General features: G+C 59.5%; 13 protein-coding genes and 2 pseudogenes. 8 read left to right on the top strand and 7 right to left on the bottom strand.

All coding sequences use genetic code 11. The features are described 5' to 3' along the window. Positions 1-92 precede the first annotated feature (92 nt). Together putA and ACA055_RS02205 are read left to right on the top strand one after the other, a co-directional pair. Entirely contained in the window at positions 93-4,046 is a 3,954-nt protein-coding gene (gene putA / locus ACA055_RS02210) for a trifunctional transcriptional regulator/proline dehydrogenase/L-glutamate gamma-semialdehyde dehydrogenase (protein WP_497682164.1), read from the top strand. A gap of 247 nt (positions 4,047-4,293) precedes the next feature. Next, positions 4,294-6,096, top strand: coding sequence for an acyl-CoA dehydrogenase (locus tag ACA055_RS02205; protein WP_497682163.1), 1,803 nt, complete (start codon positions 4,294-4,296; stop codon positions 6,094-6,096). Positions 6,097-6,228: 132 nt separating this feature from the next. On the opposite strand, the gene ACA055_RS02200 is transcribed toward ACA055_RS02205, so the two are convergent. The 4 genes and pseudogenes from ACA055_RS02200 to ACA055_RS02185 form a co-directional block, all read right to left on the bottom strand. Continuing rightward, positions 6,229-6,960, bottom strand: coding sequence for a methyl-accepting chemotaxis protein (locus tag ACA055_RS02200; RefSeq protein ID WP_497684347.1), 732 nt, complete (start codon positions 6,958-6,960; stop codon positions 6,229-6,231). 132 nt (positions 6,961-7,092) lie between these two features. Then, a pseudogene (locus ACA055_RS02195) lies at positions 7,093-8,136 on the bottom strand (HAMP domain-containing protein); the annotation flags it as partial. A 145-nt stretch (positions 8,137-8,281) separates the two neighbouring features. Further along, complete coding sequence (locus ACA055_RS02190) at positions 8,282-8,584, bottom strand: cell division protein ZapA (RefSeq protein WP_497682162.1); 303 nt, start codon at positions 8,582-8,584, stop codon at positions 8,282-8,284. Then, positions 8,581-8,811 (bottom strand): hypothetical protein, encoded by a 231-nt coding sequence (locus ACA055_RS02185; protein WP_497682161.1) that lies wholly within the window; start codon positions 8,809-8,811, stop codon positions 8,581-8,583. Before ACA055_RS02185 ends, ACA055_RS02190 begins: the two co-directional genes overlap by 4 nt. A 273-nt stretch (positions 8,812-9,084) precedes the next feature. Here ACA055_RS02185 and ACA055_RS02180 point away from each other — a divergent pair. The 5 genes and pseudogenes from ACA055_RS02180 to selO all read left to right on the top strand — a co-directional run. Continuing rightward, a pseudogene (locus ACA055_RS02180) lies at positions 9,085-9,807 on the top strand (MCP four helix bundle domain-containing protein); the annotation flags it as partial. A 30-nt stretch (positions 9,808-9,837) separates the two neighbouring features. Continuing rightward, entirely contained in the window at positions 9,838-10,710 is an 873-nt protein-coding gene (locus tag ACA055_RS02175) for a methyl-accepting chemotaxis protein (RefSeq protein WP_497684346.1), read from the top strand. A gap of 230 nt (positions 10,711-10,940) precedes the next feature. Next, positions 10,941-12,683: a potassium/proton antiporter gene (locus ACA055_RS02170; protein WP_497682160.1), complete on the top strand. Its 1,743-nt coding sequence runs from the start codon at positions 10,941-10,943 to the stop codon at positions 12,681-12,683. Positions 12,684-12,717: 34 nt separating this feature from the next. Beyond that, entirely contained in the window at positions 12,718-16,068 is a 3,351-nt protein-coding gene (mscK, locus tag ACA055_RS02165) for a mechanosensitive channel MscK (RefSeq protein WP_497682159.1), read from the top strand. A gap of 48 nt (positions 16,069-16,116) precedes the next feature. Next, the gene (gene selO / locus ACA055_RS02160; protein ID WP_497682158.1) at positions 16,117-17,580 is read left to right on the top strand and encodes a protein adenylyltransferase SelO; all 1,464 of its coding nucleotides are present in this window, start codon (positions 16,117-16,119) and stop codon (positions 17,578-17,580) included. A gap of 5 nt (positions 17,581-17,585) precedes the next feature. Here selO and ACA055_RS02155 read toward each other — a convergent pair whose 3' ends face one another. Together ACA055_RS02155 and ACA055_RS02150 are read right to left on the bottom strand one after the other, a co-directional pair. Then, entirely contained in the window at positions 17,586-17,987 is a 402-nt protein-coding gene (locus ACA055_RS02155; protein WP_497682157.1) for a helix-turn-helix domain-containing protein, read from the bottom strand. Continuing rightward, positions 17,984-18,280: a type II toxin-antitoxin system HigB family toxin gene (locus tag ACA055_RS02150; protein WP_497682156.1), complete on the bottom strand. Its 297-nt coding sequence runs from the start codon at positions 18,278-18,280 to the stop codon at positions 17,984-17,986. Before ACA055_RS02150 ends, ACA055_RS02155 begins: the two co-directional genes overlap by 4 nt. A 194-nt stretch (positions 18,281-18,474) precedes the next feature. Between ACA055_RS02150 and trxC the strand changes: the two genes are divergently transcribed. Next, positions 18,475-18,909: a thioredoxin TrxC gene (trxC, locus tag ACA055_RS02145; RefSeq protein ID WP_497682155.1), complete on the top strand. Its 435-nt coding sequence runs from the start codon at positions 18,475-18,477 to the stop codon at positions 18,907-18,909. A 138-nt stretch (positions 18,910-19,047) separates the two neighbouring features. Here the strand turns inward: trxC and ACA055_RS02140 are convergent, their stop codons facing one another. Beyond that, complete coding sequence (locus ACA055_RS02140; protein WP_497682154.1) at positions 19,048-19,818, bottom strand: ParA family protein; 771 nt, start codon at positions 19,816-19,818, stop codon at positions 19,048-19,050. Positions 19,819-19,952: the final 134 nt, after the last annotated feature.

The raw sequence follows: 19,952 nt of genomic DNA, 5'->3' as shown, positions 1-19,952 counted from the left end.
AAGGGTTGCACCCGGTTGCACCTCGATGAAGGCACAGCTAATCTTGCGGCCAGCTGATGCCACGCGGTCGTGGCAAACATGAGGATAAAAATATGGCTACCACCACCCTTGGGGTCAAACTTGATGACCCGACCCGCGAGCGCCTCAAGGCCGCCGCGACCTCGATTGATCGCACACCGCACTGGCTGATCAAGCAGGCAATTTTCAATTACCTGGAAAAACTCGAGGGTGGTGCAACCCTGACCGAGCTGAACGGTTTGATCAGCAAAGATGCTGACGACGCCGGCGAAGTCCACACCGATCATGCACACCAGTGCTTCCTCGAATTCGCTGAAAGCATTTTGCCGCAATCGGTACTGCGCGCGTCGATCACCTCGGCTTACCGTCGCCCGGAACCCGAAGTAGTGCCGATGCTGATCGAACAGGCTCGCCTGCCGATCGCCATGGCCGAAGCCACCAACAAGCTCGCCGCCTCGATTGCCGAGAAACTGCGCAATCAGAAGAGCGCCGGCGGCCGTGCCGGGATTGTTCAGGGCTTGTTGCAGGAGTTTTCCCTGTCGTCCCAAGAAGGCGTGGCGCTGATGTGCCTGGCCGAAGCGCTGCTGCGTATCCCGGACAAAGGCACCCGCGATGCTCTGATCCGCGACAAGATCAGCACCGGTAACTGGCATCCGCACCTGGGCAACAGCCCGTCGCTGTTCGTCAACGCCGCCACGTGGGGCTTGCTGCTGACCGGCAAACTGGTCGCCACCCATAACGAAGCCGGCCTGACATCGTCCCTGAGCCGCATCATCGGCAAGAGCGGCGAGCCGATGATCCGCAAGGGCGTCGACATGGCCATGCGCCTGATGGGCGAGCAGTTCGTCACCGGCGAAACCATCGCCGAAGCCCTGGCCAACGCCAGCAAATTCGAAGCCAAAGGCTTCCGCTATTCCTACGACATGCTGGGTGAAGCCGCACTCACCGAGCACGACGCCCAGAAGTACCTGGCCTCGTACGAACAAGCCATTCACTCGATCGGCAAAGCGTCCCACGGTCGTGGGATTTATGAAGGCCCAGGCATTTCCATCAAGCTGTCGGCCCTGCACCCGCGTTACAGCCGTGCGCAGTACGAGCGCGTGATGGACGAGCTGTACCCGCGCCTGCTGTCGCTGACCCTGCTGGCCAAGCAATACGACATCGGCTTGAACATCGATGCCGAAGAAGCCGACCGCCTCGAGCTGTCGCTGGATCTGCTGGAGCGCCTGTGCTTCGAGCCGCAACTGACCGGCTGGAACGGCATCGGTTTCGTGATCCAGGCTTATCAGAAACGTTGCCCGTACGTGATCGACTACGTGATCGACCTGGCTCGCCGCAGCCGTCATCGTCTGATGATCCGCCTGGTGAAAGGCGCGTACTGGGACAGCGAAATCAAGCGCGCCCAGGTCGAAGGCCTGGAAGGCTATCCGGTCTACACCCGCAAGGTGTACACCGACGTTTCCTACATCGCTTGCGCACGCAAACTGTTGTCGGTACCGGAAGTCATCTATCCGCAGTTCGCTACCCACAACGCCCACACCCTGTCGGCCATTTATCACATCGCCGGTCAGAACTATTACCCGGGTCAGTACGAGTTCCAGTGCCTGCACGGCATGGGCGAACCGCTGTACGAACAGGTTGTAGGCAAAGTTTCCGAAGGCAAGCTGAACCGTCCGTGCCGCGTGTACGCACCGGTCGGTACTCACGAAACACTGTTGGCGTACCTGGTACGTCGACTGCTGGAAAACGGTGCGAACACCTCGTTCGTCAACCGCATCGCCGACCAATCTATTTCGATCCAGGAGCTGGTGGCCGATCCAGTGGCCAGCATCGAGCAGATGGCTACGCTGGAAGGAGGCTTCGGCCTGCCACACCCGCGTATCCCGCTGCCGCGTGATCTTTATGGTGCCGAGCGCGCCAACTCCAGCGGCATCGACATGGCCAACGAACATCGTCTGGCTTCCCTGTCCTGCGCCTTGCTGGCCACTGCTCACAACCACTGGAAAGCCGCGCCGATGCTCGGTTGCGCCTCCAGCACCGAAACCCCTGCGCCGGTTCTCAACCCGTCCGATTTGCGTGACGTGGTCGGCCACGTGCAGGAAGCGACCGTCGAAGACGTCGACAACGCGATCCAGTGCGCCTTGAATGCTGCGCCGATCTGGCAGGCCACCCCGCCCGCCGAACGTGCCGCGATTCTGGAACGTGCCGCCGATTTGATGGAAGGCGAGATCCAACCGCTGATGGGCCTGCTGGCTCGCGAAGCAGGCAAGACCTTCGCCAACGCCATCGCCGAAGTGCGTGAAGCCGTGGACTTCCTGCGTTATTACGCAGTGCAGGCGCGCAACGATTTCACCAATGACGCCCACCGCCCACTGGGTCCGGTGGTTTGCATCAGCCCGTGGAACTTCCCGCTGGCAATTTTCAGTGGTCAAGTCGCCGCTGCATTGGCCGCCGGCAACCCGGTACTGGCCAAGCCTGCGGAACAAACGCCGCTGGTGGCTGCTCAGGCTGTACGTCTGCTACTCGAAGCCGGGATTCCGGAAGGCGTATTGCAATTGCTGCCGGGTCGTGGCGAAACCGTCGGCGCCCGTCTGGTCGGTGACGATCGGGTCAAAGGCGTGATGTTTACCGGTTCCACCGAAGTCGCTCGTCTGCTGCAACGCAACGTCGCCGGTCGTTTGGATGCCCAAGGTCGCCCGATTCCGCTGATCGCCGAAACCGGTGGTCAGAACGCGATGATCGTCGATTCATCAGCACTGACCGAACAAGTGGTCATCGACGTGGTGTCCTCGGCCTTCGACAGCGCCGGTCAACGTTGCTCGGCACTGCGCGTGCTGTGCTTGCAGGAAGATTCCGCTGACCGTGTCATCGAAATGCTCAAAGGCGCCATGGCTGAATGCCGTCTCGGCAACCCGGAACGCCTGTCCGTGGACATCGGCCCGGTGATCGACGCCGAAGCCAAGGCGGGCATCGAGAAGCACATCCAGGCCATGCGCGACAAAGGTCGTAGCGTGTACCAGGTGGCAATCGCCAACACCGAAGAAGTCAAACGCGGCACCTTCGTGATGCCGACGCTGATCGAACTGGAAAGCTTTGACGAGCTGCAACGGGAGATCTTCGGCCCGGTGCTGCACGTGGTTCGCTACAAGCGCAAAGACATCGATCAACTGATCGGCCAGATCAACGCTTCCGGCTACGGCCTGACGTTGGGCGTGCACACTCGGATCGACGAGACCATCGCCAAGGTGATCGACAACGTCAACGCCGGTAACGTCTACGTGAACCGCAACATCGTGGGTGCTGTGGTGGGCGTGCAGCCGTTCGGTGGTGAAGGTTTGTCGGGGACTGGCCCGAAAGCCGGTGGTCCGTTGTACCTGTACCGTCTGTTGTCGACTCGCCCTACCGATGCGATCGAACAATCCTTCGCTCGTGGTGACGCCATCGTTGCTCCGGACGTTCGTCTGCGCGATGCAATGAGCAAACCGCTGACCGCTCTGAAAGCCTGGGCTGACAGCAACAAGTTTGCCGACCTGAGCGCCCTGTGCGTGCAGTTCGCAGCGCAATCGCAAAGCGGGATCACCCGCGTACTGGCTGGCCCGACCGGCGAACGTAACAGCTACGCGATCCTGCCGCGCGAACACGTGTTGTGCCTGGCGGAAGTCGAAGGCGATTTGCTGACTCAACTGGCGGCGGTATTGGCGGTGGGCGGCTCGGCGGTATGGCCGGAAGCTGAATTGACCAAGGCCTTGTTCGCACGTCTGCCGAAGGATATTCAGGCGCGGATCAAGCTGGTTTCCGACTGGAGCAAGGACGAAGTGGTGATTGATGCGGTTCTGCATCATGGCCATTCCGATCAGCTGCGTGCGGTTTGCCAGCAAGTGGCCAAGCGTGCTGGCGCGATTGTCGGGGTTCATGGCTTGTCGCAAGGCGAAACCAACATTGCGTTGGAGCGCCTGGTGATCGAGCGGGCGTTGAGCGTTAACACCGCCGCGGCGGGTGGTAACGCCAGCCTGATGACTATCGGCTAAACAGCAACAAGACCGGGCAACCGCAATGGCTGCCCGGTATGCAAAATCCCTTGTGAGAGCGGGCTTGCTCGCGAAAGCGGTGTGTCATTCAACATAGATGTTGAATGTGCCGGCCTCTTCGCGAGCACCGCCGCTCCCACATTTGATTAGCGGTGCCCGCAACACACCATCACGCTCATCAATCATCCTGTTCACCCTGCCCTCCCCACGCCTAGACTCGGTCCATTCCAAAAAAAGGTAGACCGACATGTCCGAGACGTTGCTCAGTTCCCGCAATCTGGCTTTCGAGCTGTATGAAGTCCTTGATGCCGAGGGCCTGACCCAGCGTGAGCGTTTCGCCGAACACAATCGCGAGACTTTCGATGCCGCCATCGGTACCGCCCGCAGCATTGCCGAAAAGTTCTTCGCCCCGCATAACCGCAAGGGCGACGAGAACGAGCCGCGCTACGAAGACGGTCAGGCAATTCTGATTCCGGAAGTGAAACCGGCGGTGGATGCATTCCTCGAAGCCGGTTTCCTCAACGCAGCGCGCAGTTTCGACGCGGGCGGCATGCAGCTTCCTACGCTGTTATCCCAGGCTTGCTTTGCGCATTTCCAGTCGGCGAACGCGGCGTCGACTTCCTACCCGTTCCTGACCATGGGCGCGGCCAATCTGATCGAAAGCTTTGGCACCGATGAGCAGAAGCAACGCTTCCTGCAACCAATGATCGACGGCCGCTTCTTCGGCACCATGGCGCTGACCGAACCGCACGCCGGTTCGTCGTTGTCGGATATTCGTACCCGCGCCGAGCCTGCGTCTGACGGCACCTATCGACTCAAGGGCAACAAGATCTTCATCTCCGGTGGCGATCACCCGCTGTCGGAAAACATCGTGCACATGGTGCTGGCCAAGCTGCCGGATGCTCCTGCCGGTGTTAAAGGCATTTCGTTGTTTATTGTGCCCAAGTTTTTGGTTAACGATGACGGCAGCCTCGGCAAACGCAACGACGTGCTGCTGGCCGGGTTATTTCACAAGATGGGCTGGCGCGGCACCACGTCCACTGCGCTGAACTTTGGCGACAATGGTGAGTGCGTGGGCTATCTGGTGGGCAAGCCGCACCATGGTTTGAGCTACATGTTCCAGATGATGAACGAGGCGCGGATCGGCGTCGGCATGGGCGCGGTGATGCTCGGTTACGCCGGGTATCTGTACTCACTGGAGTACGCACGCGAACGTCCGCAGGGTCGCGTGCCGGACAGCAAGGACCCGAACACCGCGCCGGTGGCGATCATTCAGCACGCAGACGTCAAACGCATGCTGTTGACCCAGAAAGCGTACGTCGAAGGTTCGTTCGATCTCGGTTTGTACGCGGCGCGGCTGTTCGATGACACCACCACGCTTGAGACTGAAACCGAGCGCAAGCAGGCCCATGAGTTACTGGATTTGCTGACGCCGATCGTCAAATCCTGGCCTTCGGAGTTCTGCCTGAAGGCCAACGAACTGGCGATCCAGATTCTTGGCGGCCACGGTTACACCCGCGAATACCCGGTGGAGCAGTATTACCGCGACAACCGTCTGAACCCGATCCATGAAGGCACCCACGGCATTCAGTCCCTGGACTTGCTGGGCCGAAAACTGGCGCAGAACGGTGGTGCCGGGCTCAAGCAACTGATCCGCCTGATCGCCAATACCGCCGAGCGGGCGCAGGCCTATGAATCGCTGACCGCGCTGCGTGAGCCACTGGAAAAACTGGTGGCGCGCCTGCAAAGCGTGACCATTGGCCTGCTGACCGATCTGGGGCAAGGCAAGGTCAACAGCAGCCTGGCGAACTCGGCGCTGTACCTGAAAGTGTTCGGGCATACGGTGATTGGCTGGCGCTGGCTGGAACAGGCGATTCGTGCCGAGGAAGGGTTGGCCAAAGGGAACGCGGCGGATGTGAGCTTCTATAAAGGCAAGTTGCAAGCGGCGCGGTATTTCCTGACGTGGGAAGTGCCGGGTTGCCACCATGAACTGGCGATTCTTGAGGCGCGGGATGATGTGTGTCTGACGATGCAGGATGAGTGGTTCTGATTCAAATCCTGTAGTGAGGCTGAAATCCATTCGCGAGCAAGCCCGCTCCCACATTTTGATCGCGTTGTCTGGTGACACGCGTACCACTGTGGGAGCGGGCTTGCTCGCGAAGGCGTCCGTATTAACAACAAATCAGCTCAATCTGAACCCACCCATCTGCCGCGCCAAATCATCCGCCAAGCGCTGCAACGTCTGACAGTCTTCACGGCACGCTCTGACTTCACCGGCAGTTGCCCGGGCCAGATCAGAAATCCCCTGCACATTTCGGTTAATTTCTTCGGTCACCGCCGACTGCTCTTCCGTCGCGGTCGCTACCTGATGATTCATGTCGCTGATGCGTTCGACCTGCCCGGTAATCGCCGTCAACGACGCGCCGGTGCGCTGGCTCGATTCGACGCCTGTGCCCGTCGCCGCTTGCCCGGTGTGCATCGACGACACCGCGTTCTCCGCGCCCTGCTTGAGGCTGCCGATCATCTGCTGAATCTCGTCGGTGGAAGATTGCGTACGTCTAGCTAAAGTGCGCACCTCATCGGCAACCACCGCAAAGCCACGCCCCATGTCCCCGGCCCGCGCCGCTTCGATGGCCGCATTGAGGGCCAGCAAGTTGGTCTGCTCGGAAATCCCGCGAATCACTGCCAGGACCTGATCGATGGACGCGACCTGATTGGCCAACTCGCCCACCGCACTGGCAGCGAGGCCAATTTCATCAGACATGCTTTCAATATGTCGGATCGACCCACCCACCACTTCCCGCGCCTGCATTGCCTCATCCCGGGCGTTTTGCGAAGCGACGGCGGCGTTGCCGGCGTTCTGGGCGATTTCCTGCACGGTCAGGCCCATTTCATGGACGGCGGTGGCGACCATGTCGGTCATTTCCTGCTGCCGGCCCGAGCGCTCGGCGGTGTTGTCTACCACCCGTGCCACCTGGCCAACGGCCGTGCGCAAACGCTCGCTGGTGGTCAGTACTTCACCGATCATGTCGCGCTGACTGTCTAGAAACCGATTGAAACCGCGCGCCAGGTCACCCAATTCATCGGCGCGGCTGGAATCTAACCTGTGGGTCAAATCTCCACCACCGCTACCGATGGCTACCAATGCCGCTGTTACCTGACGAATCGGCCGCACCAATCCACGGGCCAGCAACACCACCAATAACAGGCTCACCAGCGCCACCGCCAGGCCGATGCCGCTGCTGACCCACATGGCGCGACGGGCTTCGGCGTAGATCTGCGACTGCGGCACTTCGGCCACCAATGTCCAGCCCAAATCCCGCAGTGGCAGGCCCAACGCCAGATAATCTTCGCCATCACGCACAAAACCACTGTTGGTGGCAGACGCTTTGGAGGTAGAGAGCTGAGCCATGACCGCTTGCGCCGCCGGCTCGCCGATCTGCTCGGTCAAGGTGCGTTTGCCGCTGAATTGCGCCTCGGGGTGTACCTGGATCAATCCGTCGGAACGCACGAGATAGACTTTGCCACGCTCACCGAAGTTGAAATTGTGGATCAGCTCCGACAGCTCTTTCATGCTCAAGCCAAGCCCGGCGACACCCACGACTTTGCCGCCCCGTTCGACCTTGAGGTCGATGAACAGCGCCAATTCTCCGGTCGCGGTGTCATTGTCGATATTGAGCGTGCGCGGCTGGTCGCTGTCGAGAAACGAGTAGAACCAGGCGTCTTTCGGGTTAGCACGGCTGAGTGTCCGGTCCAGCCCTTTTTCCGTGTAGTAGTGGTTGGAAGCTGTACCGACAATCAGCGCGGTAAAGGCCTTGTGCTCGGCACGGATGCCTTCCAGGTACGTCACGAAAGTGTTGGTCTGGGCACTGTCTTCGCCTCCGGCCAGCCAATCACGCACCATGCTGTTGCTGGCGATGTCCTTGGCGGCGGTGAGGGGTTGAACGAGGATTCGCTCAATGTCGTTGCGCATCGCTTCGATGCTCGACGGCAGCGCTTGTTCGACCAGATAGCTCTGGGCGAGACGGTTGACCACGAGGGTATAAATGCCAACCACGATCAGGATGCTGACCAGCAGGGCGGTGCCCATACTGAGGATCAACTGCCATTGAATACTGCGTCGCCAGAACTGCATGGAGCACCCCCAAAGAATAAGAGGCTGAAACACTGCAACAGCCGTGCCGATTGTATACAACTCAATCGACAATTTATTCTTTGGTTGTGCGCAAAGCCGATCAGGCCTGATTGATCGTCTTGGAGATCACTTCAACCGTGGCGCTGACTTGCTCTTGGAAACGGTCGAGTTCCTGCTTGTGCTGCTTTTGCATTTCGATCTGCTGGGAGCACAGATTCATGGCCGCCAGCACCAGCAAGCGGTCACCGATCAGCGTCGGGTATTTCCTTTTGGTCTCGGCCAGCGCGGCCTTCAACATTAACGCGGCGTCCAGCAGGGTCTGCTCTTCCCCGGCCGGCGCCTTGATCGAATAGTCCTCCCCCAGGATCGAGACGACTTTTACCCCTGCGGCGCCGTAACTCATGCGTTGACCGGGCCGGCGTTGACACGCTCAACCAGGGCCTGGATGCGTGCGGCGGTGGCGCCTTGCTTCTCTTCCTGTTCCATCAGGCTCAACTGCAGGCTTTCGTTTTCATCCTTGACCTGGGCCAGTTCTGCGCTCAGGGCTTGGTTGGTACCGAGCAGGGTCTGGTTCTGTTGCACCAGGTCGCTGACCAGTTGTTCCAATTGGCTTAGGGATGCTTCCAACATTTTGATTTTCCAGGCATTTTCAAAGGGCGCGTACGATAAAGAAAAGTCACCACGGATGCCAGGGTTATTCGGGCGCAAGGCCTTGATTTTGCTGGCGGGCGACCTTCCTCGCGAGTTTTAAAGACTGCGATTGGCGGATCTGGTTCCTGCACTTCGTCGCCGGGGCCCTTGTGCGACAAAAACGCGCAGGGACTCAAGACTTTAGTCGGATGACCGATAAGTCACTCATACGTCAGTCTCAGCGCCGCACGGTGCCTCTTTTCGGTAAACACCATGTCCCTTCGAAATATGAATATCGCACCACGGGCGTTCCTCGGATTCGCCCTGATTGGCGGCCTGATGCTGGTTTTGGGGGTGTTTGCCTTGAATCAGATGAGCAAGATTCGCAGCGCCGGTGAAGACATCGCCTCCCTGAGCGTACCGAGCATCAAAAGCCTCGACGAATTCACTCAGCTGACCCTGCGCCTGCGGGTGCTGTCTTATCGGTTGCTGGTCAACCGCGAACCCGACGTTCAACAGAAAACCATGGACTTGTTCGACCTGCGCAACCAGCAGATCCGCAACGCTCAAAAAGTGTATGAACCGCTGATCGATGGCCCGCAGGAACGTGCTGCCTACGATCAATACGTGCAGTTGCTGGCTCAGTACCGTCAACTTGAAGACCGGATGAAAACCCTGTCGCGCAACAATCAGGTCGATGAACTGCGCCAAATGCTCAATACCGATTTGCTGGCAAACTCCGAGGCGGTGAACACGGCCCTGGCGAAGCTGCTTGAGATCAACACTCAGCAAATCGACGAAACTACTAAAGGCGCCAGCGATCAGTATTCGTCGTCCTTCAACCTGGTGATCACCTTGCTGGTCATTGCCGGCGGCCTGACGCTGCTGTTTGCCTGGCTGCTGACCAACAGCATCACCAAACCGATCGCCAAAGCACTCAGTGCTGCCGAAGAAATTGCCGAAGGCAACCTGACTCGCCCGATCACGGTCGACGGTGAGGACGAAGCGGGTCGCTTGCTGCTGGCGATGTCCAAGATGCAGGACAAACTGCGCGACACCCTGCAACGGATTTCCGGCTCGGCCACTCAATTGGCGTCCGCCGCTGAAGAACTCAACAGCGTCACCGACGAAAGCGCCCGGGGCCTGACCCAGCAGAACAACGAAATCGAACAGGCCGCCACCGCTGTTAACGAGATGACCAGCGCTGTGGAAGAAGTCGCGCGTAACGCCGTGAGCACGTCCGAAGCCTCGAAGAACGCGACCACCTCCGCTGGCGATGGCCGTGATCTAGTCCAGGAAACGGTCAGCGCCATCGAACGCATGAGCGCCGATGTGCAGAGCACCGCCACCCTGATCGGCGACCTAGCCAACGAATCCCGCGACATCGGCAAAGTACTGGACGTGATTCGCGGCCTCGCCGACCAGACCAACTTGCTGGCCCTGAACGCCGCCATCGAAGCCGCCCGTGCCGGTGAAGCCGGTCGCGGTTTTGCGGTGGTGGCGGATGAGGTTCGTGCCCTGGCTCATCGTACACAACAGTCGACCAGCGAAATCGAACGCATGATTGGCAGTATTCAGACCGGCACCGAACACGCCGTGGATTCGATGCGCAACAGCACCGAACGCGCCGAGTCGACCCTGAACATTGCCCGCGGTGCCGGCATGTCGCTGGACACCATCAATAGCGCCATCGTCGAAATCAACGAACGCAACCTGGTGATCGCCAGCGCCGCCGAAGAACAAGCGCAAGTGGCCCGGGAAGTGGACCGCAACCTGGTGAACATTCGTGATTTGTCGGTGCAATCGGCGACCGGGGCCAATCAGACGAGTGCAGCCAGCAATGAGCTGTCGCGGTTGGCGCTGGACCTGAACAATATGGTTGGGCGGTTTAGCCTGTAGCGGCACGAGCAGCACCCGCAGGGCCTGACGCCTTCGCGAGCAAGCCCACTCCCACAGTTGACCGTGTTGTTTATGTACATCACAGATCTAATGTGGGAGCGGGCTTGCTCGCGAAGGTCCGAAGGACCAAAACCTTTTTGACAGCATCACATTTCAACAGGTTAGAATCGCTGGCACGCAGACTGCATGGTCAGTTTGTGCCCGCCTTTCAGCTTTCTGGAGTATTGCCTTTGAATGCGACGACCATCAACAGCCTGTTCTTGATCGGCGCGTTGCTGGTAGGTGCAAGCATTCTAGTGAGCTCACTTTCGTCCCGCCTCGGCATTCCGATTCTGGTGATCATCCTGGCCGTGGGCATGGCGGCCGGCGTCGACGGCGGCGGCATTATTTTCGATAACTACCCGACGGCTTACCTGGTCGGCAACCTCGCACTGGCGGTCATCCTGCTCGATGGCGGCTTGCGCACTCGGGTGTCCAGTTTCCGCGTGGCGTTATGGCCGGCACTGTCTCTTGCGACGGTCGGGGTGCTGATCACCACCGGGCTGACCGGCATGGCCGCCGCCTGGCTGTTCGATCTGAACATGATGCAGGGCCTGCTCATCGGCGCCATCGTCGGCTCTACCGACGCCGCGGCGGTTTTTTCGCTGCTGGGCGGCAAAGGCCTGAACGAACGGGTCACCGCGACCCTCGAGATCGAATCCGGCAGCAACGACCCGATGGCGGTGTTTCTCACCGTGACCCTGATCGACATGCTCGCCAGCGGCCAGACCGGCCTGCACTGGAGCCTGCTGACCCACCTGCTGCGCGAGTTCGGCATCGGCGGCGTCATTGGCCTCGGCGGCGGTTGGGTCATGTTGCAACTGGTCAACCGCATCAATCTGGCCACCGGTCTGTATCCGATTCTGGTGATTGCTGGCGGTCTGCTGGTGTTTGCCCTGACCAACGCCTTGCACGGCAGCGGCTTCTTGGCGGTGTACCTGTGCGGTCTGGTGATCGGCAACCGCCCGGTGCGCAGTCGCCACGGCATTTTGCACATGCTCGACGGCATGGCCTGGCTGGCCCAGATCGGGATGTTCCTGGTGCTCGGTTTGCTGGTCACGCCCCATGACCTGCTGCCGATTGCCGTGCCGGCGCTGGGTCTGGCACTGTGGATGATCCTGTTTGCACGGCCGCTGTCGGTGGTGGTCGGCTTGCTGCCGTTCAAGGCGTTCCATGGACGGGAGAAAGTGTTTATTTCCTGGGTCGGGCTACGCGGCGCGGTCCCGATCATTCTGGCGGTGTTCCCGCTGATGGCCGGGCTGCCCAACGCCCAGCTGTACTTCAATCTCGCCTTCTTTATCGTACTGGTGTCGCTGCTGGTGCAAGGCACCAGCCTGCCGTGGGTCGCAAAATTGTTGAAGGTGACCGTTCCGCCAGAACCGGCGCCGATCTCTCGCGCCGCCCTGGAAGTCCATGTCACCAGCGAGTGGGAACTGTTCGTTTATCGCCTCGGTGCCGAGAAATGGTGCATCGGTTCGCCCCTTCGCGAACTGAAAATGCCCGAAGGCACCCGGATCGCGGCCCTGTTTCGAGGCCAGCAACTGCTCCATCCGTCGGGTAGTACGGTGCTCGAAGTCGACGATTTACTCTGTGTGATCGGCCATGAACACAACCTTGCAGCCCTCGGAAAACTCTTCAGCCAGGCACCGCAACGGGGCCTCGATTTGCGCTTTTTCGGCGACTTCGTACTTGAAGGAGACGCCCAGCTGGCCGCGGTTGCTGCGCTGTACGGGTTGAAAGTCGAAGGCATCGATCCGGACATGACCCTGGCCCATTTCATTGCCCATAAAGTGGGGGGCGCGCCGGTGGTCGGTGACCAGGTGGAATGGAACAACACCATCTGGACCGTCGCGGTCATGGAAGGGAACAAGATCGGCAAAGTGGGCGTCAGATTCCCCGAAGGAAGTCGCCCGGGTCCGGGACTCTTCCTCTAAACTCCACACTTCGTCTCGTTTTCGATCGGTCTCTATGTCAACCCTGCGCACTTTTTTCATCATGGCCCTGCTGGGCTTGAGCCTCTCCGTCGGTACGTTGCAAGCGGCCGAACCGCCAACCAGCGAAGCCGTGCAGGCAAACCTGGACAAGATCGCCGACCGCAAACTGCCGGAAGCCGATCAGAAAGCCCTGCAGGGCATCCTGCAAAGCACGCTGACACATCTCAACAACAAGCGTGATTACGAGAAGAAGCTGGTTGATCTCAAGCAGCAGCTGGCCACCGCGCCCAAGCAGAACATCGAAAACCAGCGCGATCTGACCCGCCTCAAGGCCTCCAATGCGGTGCCGGTGGCGCAACGCTATGCCAAAGAGTCGATTCAGCAACTGGAGCAGATGCTGACCGAGCGCTCTACCCTGCAAGGCGATCTGCAAAAAGCCCTCGCGGACGCGAACAGCCTGATCATCACCGCCCAGACCCGTCCCGAGCGCGCCCAAGCGGAAATTTCTACCAGCCAGACGCGCATCCAGCAGATCAATAACATCCTCAAGGCCGGCAAAGATGCCGGCAAGACCTTGAGCGGCGAGCAGCGTGACCAGCTCAATGCCGAGCTCGCAGCGCTCAATGCCCTGATCCCGCTGCGTCGCCAGGAGCTGGCCGGTAACAGCCAGTTGCAGGACCTTGGCAACAGCCAGCATGACTTGCTATCGGAAAAAACCGACCGCCTGGACAAGGAAATCCAGGAGCTGCAAACCCTGATCAACCAGAAGCGCCTGGCACAATCCCAAGAGACAGTGACCCAGCAGTCGATCGAAGCGCAGAAGGCCGGCGGCAGTACCCTGTTGGCCACCGAAAGCGCGGCCAACCTGAAGCTCTCCGACTACTTGCTGAAAAGCACGGACCGCCTCAACGAAGTCACCCAGCAGAACCTGCAAACCAAGCAGCAGCTGGACAGCGTGACCCAGAGCGATTCGGCCCTGGACGAGCAAATCAACGTGCTCAAGGGCAGCCTGCTGCTCTCCAAGATTCTCTACAAACAGAAGCAAGCCCTGCCGCGTCTCAAGCTCGACCGCGACCTGGCCGACCAGATCGCCGATATTCGCCTGTATCAGTTCGAAGTCAGCCAGCAGCGGGAACTGCTCAGCAACCCGGCGATTTACGTCGACAACCTGCTCTCCACTCAACCGCCGGAGCAAGTCACCCCGCAATTGCGCAAGAGCCTGCTGGAACTGGCCACCACCCGCGCCGACCTGCTGGAGCGGCTGAATCGCGAACTGAGCGCGGTGCTCAACGAATCCATCACCCTGCAACTCAACCAGAAGCAACTGCTCAGCACGGCGCAAAGCCTGCGGGCGACACTGGATGAGCAGATGTTCTGGATTCCCAGCAACAAACCGCTGGATCCGGAATGGATGCGCGGCGTGCCGGAACGCCTGCAACGTCAGGTCACGACTTTGCCATGGGCCTCGAGCCTGAGCGAACTGGCCGACGGCCTGACCCAGCGACCATTGCTGTTTCTGCCGCTGGCGCTGCTGATCGGCGCGCTGCTGTGGCGACGCACGAGTCTCTATGCCCGACTGAACAAGGTTCACCAGGACATCGGCCACTTCAAGCGTGACAGTCAGTGGCACACACCTCAGGCGATTCTGATCAACATTTTGCTGGCGATGCCGGTCTCGCTGGGCCTGGCCTTGTGCGGCCTGGCGCTGCAGATCGACGCCCGTGGGCAAAACGCCAATATGGGCGCGGCGCTGCTGCAAATGGCGCAAGCCTGGCTGGTGTTCTACACCGCTTACCGGATCCTCGCGCCGGGTGGCGTGGCCGAACTGCATTTCCGCTGGGAAAAACCCCAGGTCGAATTCCTGCAGGGCTGGGTCCGCCGACTCGGGTTGGTGGTGATGGCCTTGGTTGCGGTAGTGGCGGTCGCCGAACTGCAACCGGCGGCGCTGGCCGATGACGTGCTCGGCATGCCGGTCGTACTGACCTGCTACGCCTTGATGGCCTGGCTGCTCAGCCGCCTGCTGATCAGCAGCCCGACTCACCAAAACGCTTCGCTGTTCCGCAAGGCTGTGGGGGTCATGTTCACCGTTCTGCCCGTCGCGTTGTTCGTGGCGGTGTGTTTCGGCTACTACTACACCGCGCTCAAACTCAGCGACCGGTTGATCAACACCCTTTACCTGCTGATGTTCTGGCTGGTGATCGAGGCCACCTTCGTACGCGGTCTCAGCGTCGCGGCACGTCGTCTGGCCTATCAGCGCGCCCTGGCCAAACGTCAGGCTGCGAAAGAGGCCGGCGACGGCGAAGCAGTGATCGAAGAGCCGACCCTGGATATCGAAAAGGTCAACGAGCAGTCCCTGCGACTGATCCGTCTGGCCCTGCTCGGCGGTTTCATGGCGGCGCTGTATTGGGTCTGGTCGGACCTGATCACGGTGTTCTCGTACCTGGACAACATCACCCTCTACGAATACACCAGCGGCACCGGCGCCAACATGAGCATGGTGCCGATCAGCATTGGCGACATGCTCGGGGCGCTGATCATCATCGGCATCACCTTCGCCCTGGCGCGCAACTTGCCCGGCCTGTTGGAAGTGTTGGTGCTGTCAAAGCTGAACCTGGCCCAGGGCAGCGCCTACGCCACCACCACGCTGCTGTCCTACGTGATTGCCGGCGTCGGTTTCGTCTCGACCCTGTCCACGCTCGGCGTGAGCTGGGACAAGTTGCAATGGCTGGTGGCGGCGCTCTCGGTCGGCCTCGGTTTCGGGATGCAGGAGATCTTCGCCAACTTCATCTCCGGGATCATGATCCTGTTCGAACGTCCGGTGCGGATCGGTGACACCATCACCATCGGCAACCTGTCGGGCACGGTGAGCAAGATCCGTATCCGCGCCACGACCATCACCGACTTTGACCGCAAGGACATCATTGTCCCTAACAAAACATTCATCACCGGGCAACTGATCAACTGGTCCCTGACCGACACCATCACCCGAGTCACCCTCAAGCTCGGCGTCGATTACGGCTCCGACCTGGATCTGGTGAAAGAACTGCTGTTGAAAGCCGCACGGGAAAACCCGCGGGTACTTAAAGAACCTGAGCCGCACGTGTACTTCCTGAACTTCGGCGAAAGCACCCTCGACCACGAATTGCGCATGCACGTGCGCGACCTTGGTGACCGGAACCCGGTGCTCGACGAGGTCAACCGCTTCATCAATCGCGAGTTCAAGAAGCAACACATCAACATCTCGTTCCGGCAGATGGAGGTTTACCTCAAGAACCTTCACGGTCAGGAATACAAGATGGTGCCCGTCGATCCGGAGACCAAAACCATCGTGCCCAAGGCGGATGGTCAAGCGCCTCAAGAGCCGCCGGCCGCCAAGCTCGACTAAGTGACTTATCCCTAGCAGAATGCTCGGACATTCTGCTGGAGATGGCCCTTGAAAGCCCTCGACGAACTGACCTTCGATAATCGCTTCGACCGCCTGGGCGATACGTTTTCTGTCCATGTGCTGCCCGAGCCCATCGACAACCCGCGCCTGGTGGTGGCCAGCCCCGCCGCCATGGCGCTGCTGGACCTCGACCCGGTCGTGGCCGAAACCCCGGAGTTCGCCGAGTTGTTCAGCGGACACAAGCTCTGGGCTGACGCAGTCCCTCGGGCGATGGTCTATTCCGGGCATCAATTCGGCTCCTACAACCCGCAACTGGGCGATGGTCGCGGTCTGTTGCTGGGCGAGGTGTACAACGAAGCCGGTGAGCATTGGGACCTGCACCTCAAGGGTGCCGGCCAGACGCCCTTTTCGCGCATGGGTGACGGCCGGGCGGTGCTACGTTCGTCGATCCGCGAATTCCTCGCCTCCGAAGCGCTGAACGCCTTGAACATCCCGACCACCCGAGCGCTGTGCGTCATCGGCTCAGACACGCCGGTCTGGCGCGAGAAGCAAGAGCGTGCGGCCATGGTCCTGCGCCTGGCGCCAAGCCATGTGCGCTTCGGGCATTTCGAATATTTCTACTACACCAAGCGTCCCGAGAAACAGAAAGAACTCGGCGAGCACGTCCTGGCCATGCACTTCCCGGAATGCCTCGAACAGCCGGAACCGTACCTGGCGATGTTCCGTGAAATCGTCGAGCGCAATGCTGAGCTGATCGCCAAATGGCAGGCCTACGGCTTTTGCCACGGGGTGATGAACACCGACAACATGTCGATCCTCGGCATCACTTTCGACTTTGGCCCGTTCGCGTTTCTCGACGACTTCGACGCCCATTTCATCTGCAACCACTCCGACGACCAGGGCCGCTACTCCTTCAGCAACCAGGTGCCGATCGGCCAGTGGAATCTCAGCGCTCTCGCTCAAGCCCTGACGCCGTTTATCAGCGTCGATGCCCTGCGCGAAACCCTCGGCCTGTACTTCCCTCTGTACCAGGCCCATTACCTCGACCTGATGCGCCGTCGCCTCGGTTTCACCACCGCTGAAGACGATGACCAGAAACTGCTGGAACACTTGCTGCAACTGATGCAGAACAGCGGCGTCGATTACAGCCTGTTCTTCCGCCGCCTGGGGGATGAATCACCGGAACTGTCCGTCGCTCGCCTGCGTGACGACTTCGTCGACATCAAGGGCTTCGATGCCTGGGCCGAGCTTTATGTCGCCCGGGTTGCGCGTGAGGGCGAAGTTGATCAGGAGCAGCGTCGCAAACGGATGCACGCGGTCAATCCGCTCTACATTCTGCGTAACTACCTGGCGCAGAAAGCCATCGATGCTGCGGAGAGCGGCGACTATTCCGAAGTTCGCCGATTGCATGCGGTGCTGAGCAATCCATTTGAGGAGCAACCGGGAATGGAGAGCTATGCCGAGCGCCCACCGGAGTGGGGCAAGCACCTGGAGATCAGTTGCTCGTCTTGAACTGGTCAGATAAAAGTCTCCACTGACACACCGAAGCGCTCGGCCAGCCAGCGGATCTGCCGCAGGTTGAGCTGGCGTTTGCCACTCAGGATCTCGGATACCACTGATTGGGTGCCCACACCGGGCAGGTCACTCTGAGTCAGGCCGTGTTCACGCATCAAATAGCCGAGAACGTCGACGCCGCTAGGCTTTGGCATTGGGTGATGCTTGTGATCCCATTCCTCGATCCAGTCACCGATGATATCCACCAGACTCATCAGCGGGTGTGACTCATCATCGCCCGTCATCTCGAGCAACTCGTCCAGCGCCTGCGCCAACATGTCATAGTCGTCTTCATTTTTTGGTTTGCGCAGCACAGGCGAGACGAACTCCCAATGCTCAGCAGCTCTTTTGATCAGAACACTCATGCTCTTTCCTCCTTCCATTTTCCGCGGTCATATTCGCGGTGATCCAGCACATGCTTGATGTACAGCTTCTGAGATCGATACCTGACGTAGGCAATCAGCCGTAACTTGTTGCCACCGACATCGAAGACATGAAACTCACCCACCTTGTCGACAGCAGGAAACAGAGCCCTCATCGCCGCAAAATCCGGCGGATTACATCCTTTGGCCAGTTGGTACCAATGATCCAATGCGGTGGCTGTCTGTGGCCATTTGGCCTTGGCTTCACGTATTCGTTTTTCGGTGATGACATGCATGCAACATCCTTATCGCATTCTGCTATGGAAAGTTAATCACAGCGCAAAAATATCGCAAGTTGCGATAGATCGAACAGACCAACGGTCTCGCTTCAACAACTCAGCCTAGTTTTGTCGTCGGACCACTGCATGATTGAAAACATGAGCAAACGTCTCCAAATAGGTGTGATCGGCTTCTTAACAGGATCACCTTCATGTCCAACCCACTCCTCATCCCCTGCCCCCACTGCAACGGCCTCAACCGCATCCCCGCCGAGCGCCTCGACGACCATCCAAAATGCGGTCGCTGCAAGGCCGAAGTCTTGCTGAACAAACCGTTCGAGTTGAAGCAAGGCGATTACGCCAGTCAGATCAAGGGTGATCTGCCGTTGCTGGTGGACGTGTGGGCGGAGTGGTGTGGGCCGTGCAAGTCGTTTGCGCCGGTGTTCGAGCAGGCGGCGGGGCAATTGGCGGGCAAGTGTCGGCTGGCCAAGCTGGACAGCGAGGCGAATCAGCAGTTGTCGGCGCAGTTGGGGATTCGCTCGATTCCGAGTCTGATTCTGTTCAAGAACGGCCAGGAGGTGGCGCGCCAGAGCGGTGCCTTTCCGTTACCGCAATTGATGAGCTGGTTGCGTAGTCAGGGGATCTGACGAAGATCTCACAATCACAGTGAACAATATGTGGGAGCGGGCTTGCTCGCGAAAGCGGCGTGTCAGTCGACATTAACTTTGACTGTCATACCATTCGCGAGCAAGTCGGATCGCCGCACCGCCACTCCCACATTGTTTTCAGGCGCTTTCGAGAAGGCTGTGCAGTTCGACGAATTGCTGGGTCAGCTTGTGCCGCGGATCGAGATGAATCAGCGGAGTGTTGGCCTGATGGGACTCGCGCATGCGCACTGAGCTGCCCAAATACACCGGCAGAACGGGCAGGCCTTCGGCGATCAGTTCGTCGAGGATTTGCTGTGGCAGGCTGGCGCGAGCCTGAAACTGGTTGACGACGATACCTTCGACTTCCAGTCCTTCGTTGTGGTCATCCTTCAATTCTTCGATTTCCGCCAGCAGGCCGTATAGCGCCTGACGCGAGAAGCTGTCGCAATCGAAGGGGATCAGTACACGATCAGCGGCAATCAATGCTGATACCGCGTAAAAATTCAGCGCCGGCGGGGTGTCGAGGTAGATCCGGTCGTAATCGCCGTCCAGCTCCTCAAGCAATTTACGCAGCTTGTTGATTTTGTGTTTGGCCTCAAGCTTGGGTTGCAGGTCAGCCAGCTCGGCAGTGGCGGTGATGACATGGAGGTTGTCGAACGGGGTTTCGTAAATATCAACCTGGCCTTTCTTGGAGAACGGCCCGGAAGACAGCGTCTGTTTGAAAAAATCGGCGATGCCCATCGGGATGTCATTACCCGTGAGGCCCGTCAGATACTGAGTGGAGTTGGCCTGGGCATCGAGATCCACCAACAAGGTGCGATAGCCCTCGCTGGCGCTGACCGCCGCCAGATTGCAGGCGATACTGGATTTACCTACACCACCTTTCTGATTGAACACCACGCGCCGCATGTCAAAACCTCCGTGTATCAAAGAATGACCGAGTGTAGTAGTCCAAAGCGCTGCTTAGCTACCTCACCGATAGAGGGACTACACAGTCATTCGCGATCTTCCCCTGAAATAGCCGAAAACTCATGCATTGATCA

It is taken from the genome of Pseudomonas sp. LBUM1657, assembly GCF_059716075.1.
Note: the sequence above shows the minus strand (reverse complement) of the source record. Positions and strands in the feature narration are given on the sequence as shown.

Excerpts from the sequence above, each read along its gene's own strand:
- putA (WP_497682164.1), top strand. The coding sequence starts at position 93 with ATGGCTACCACCACCCTTGGGGTCAAACTTGATGACCCGACCCGCGAG.
- ACA055_RS02205 (WP_497682163.1), top strand. The coding sequence starts at position 4,294 with ATGTCCGAGACGTTGCTCAGTTCCCGCAATCTGGCTTTCGAGCTGTAT.
- ACA055_RS02200 (WP_497684347.1), bottom strand. The coding sequence starts at position 6,960 with ATGGTCGCCACCGCCGTCCATGAAATGGGCCTGACCGTGCAGGAAATC.
- ACA055_RS02190 (WP_497682162.1), bottom strand. The coding sequence starts at position 8,584 with ATGAGTTACGGCGCCGCAGGGGTAAAAGTCGTCTCGATCCTGGGGGAG.
- ACA055_RS02185 (WP_497682161.1), bottom strand. The coding sequence starts at position 8,811 with ATGTTGGAAGCATCCCTAAGCCAATTGGAACAACTGGTCAGCGACCTG.
- ACA055_RS02175 (WP_497684346.1), top strand. The coding sequence starts at position 9,838 with ATGTCCAAGATGCAGGACAAACTGCGCGACACCCTGCAACGGATTTCC.
- mscK (WP_497682159.1), top strand. The coding sequence starts at position 12,718 with ATGTCAACCCTGCGCACTTTTTTCATCATGGCCCTGCTGGGCTTGAGC.
- ACA055_RS02155 (WP_497682157.1), bottom strand. The coding sequence starts at position 17,987 with ATGAGTGTTCTGATCAAAAGAGCTGCTGAGCATTGGGAGTTCGTCTCG.
- ACA055_RS02150 (WP_497682156.1), bottom strand. The coding sequence starts at position 18,280 with ATGCATGTCATCACCGAAAAACGAATACGTGAAGCCAAGGCCAAATGG.
- trxC (WP_497682155.1), top strand. The coding sequence starts at position 18,475 with ATGTCCAACCCACTCCTCATCCCCTGCCCCCACTGCAACGGCCTCAAC.
- ACA055_RS02140 (WP_497682154.1), bottom strand. The coding sequence starts at position 19,818 with ATGCGGCGCGTGGTGTTCAATCAGAAAGGTGGTGTAGGTAAATCCAGT.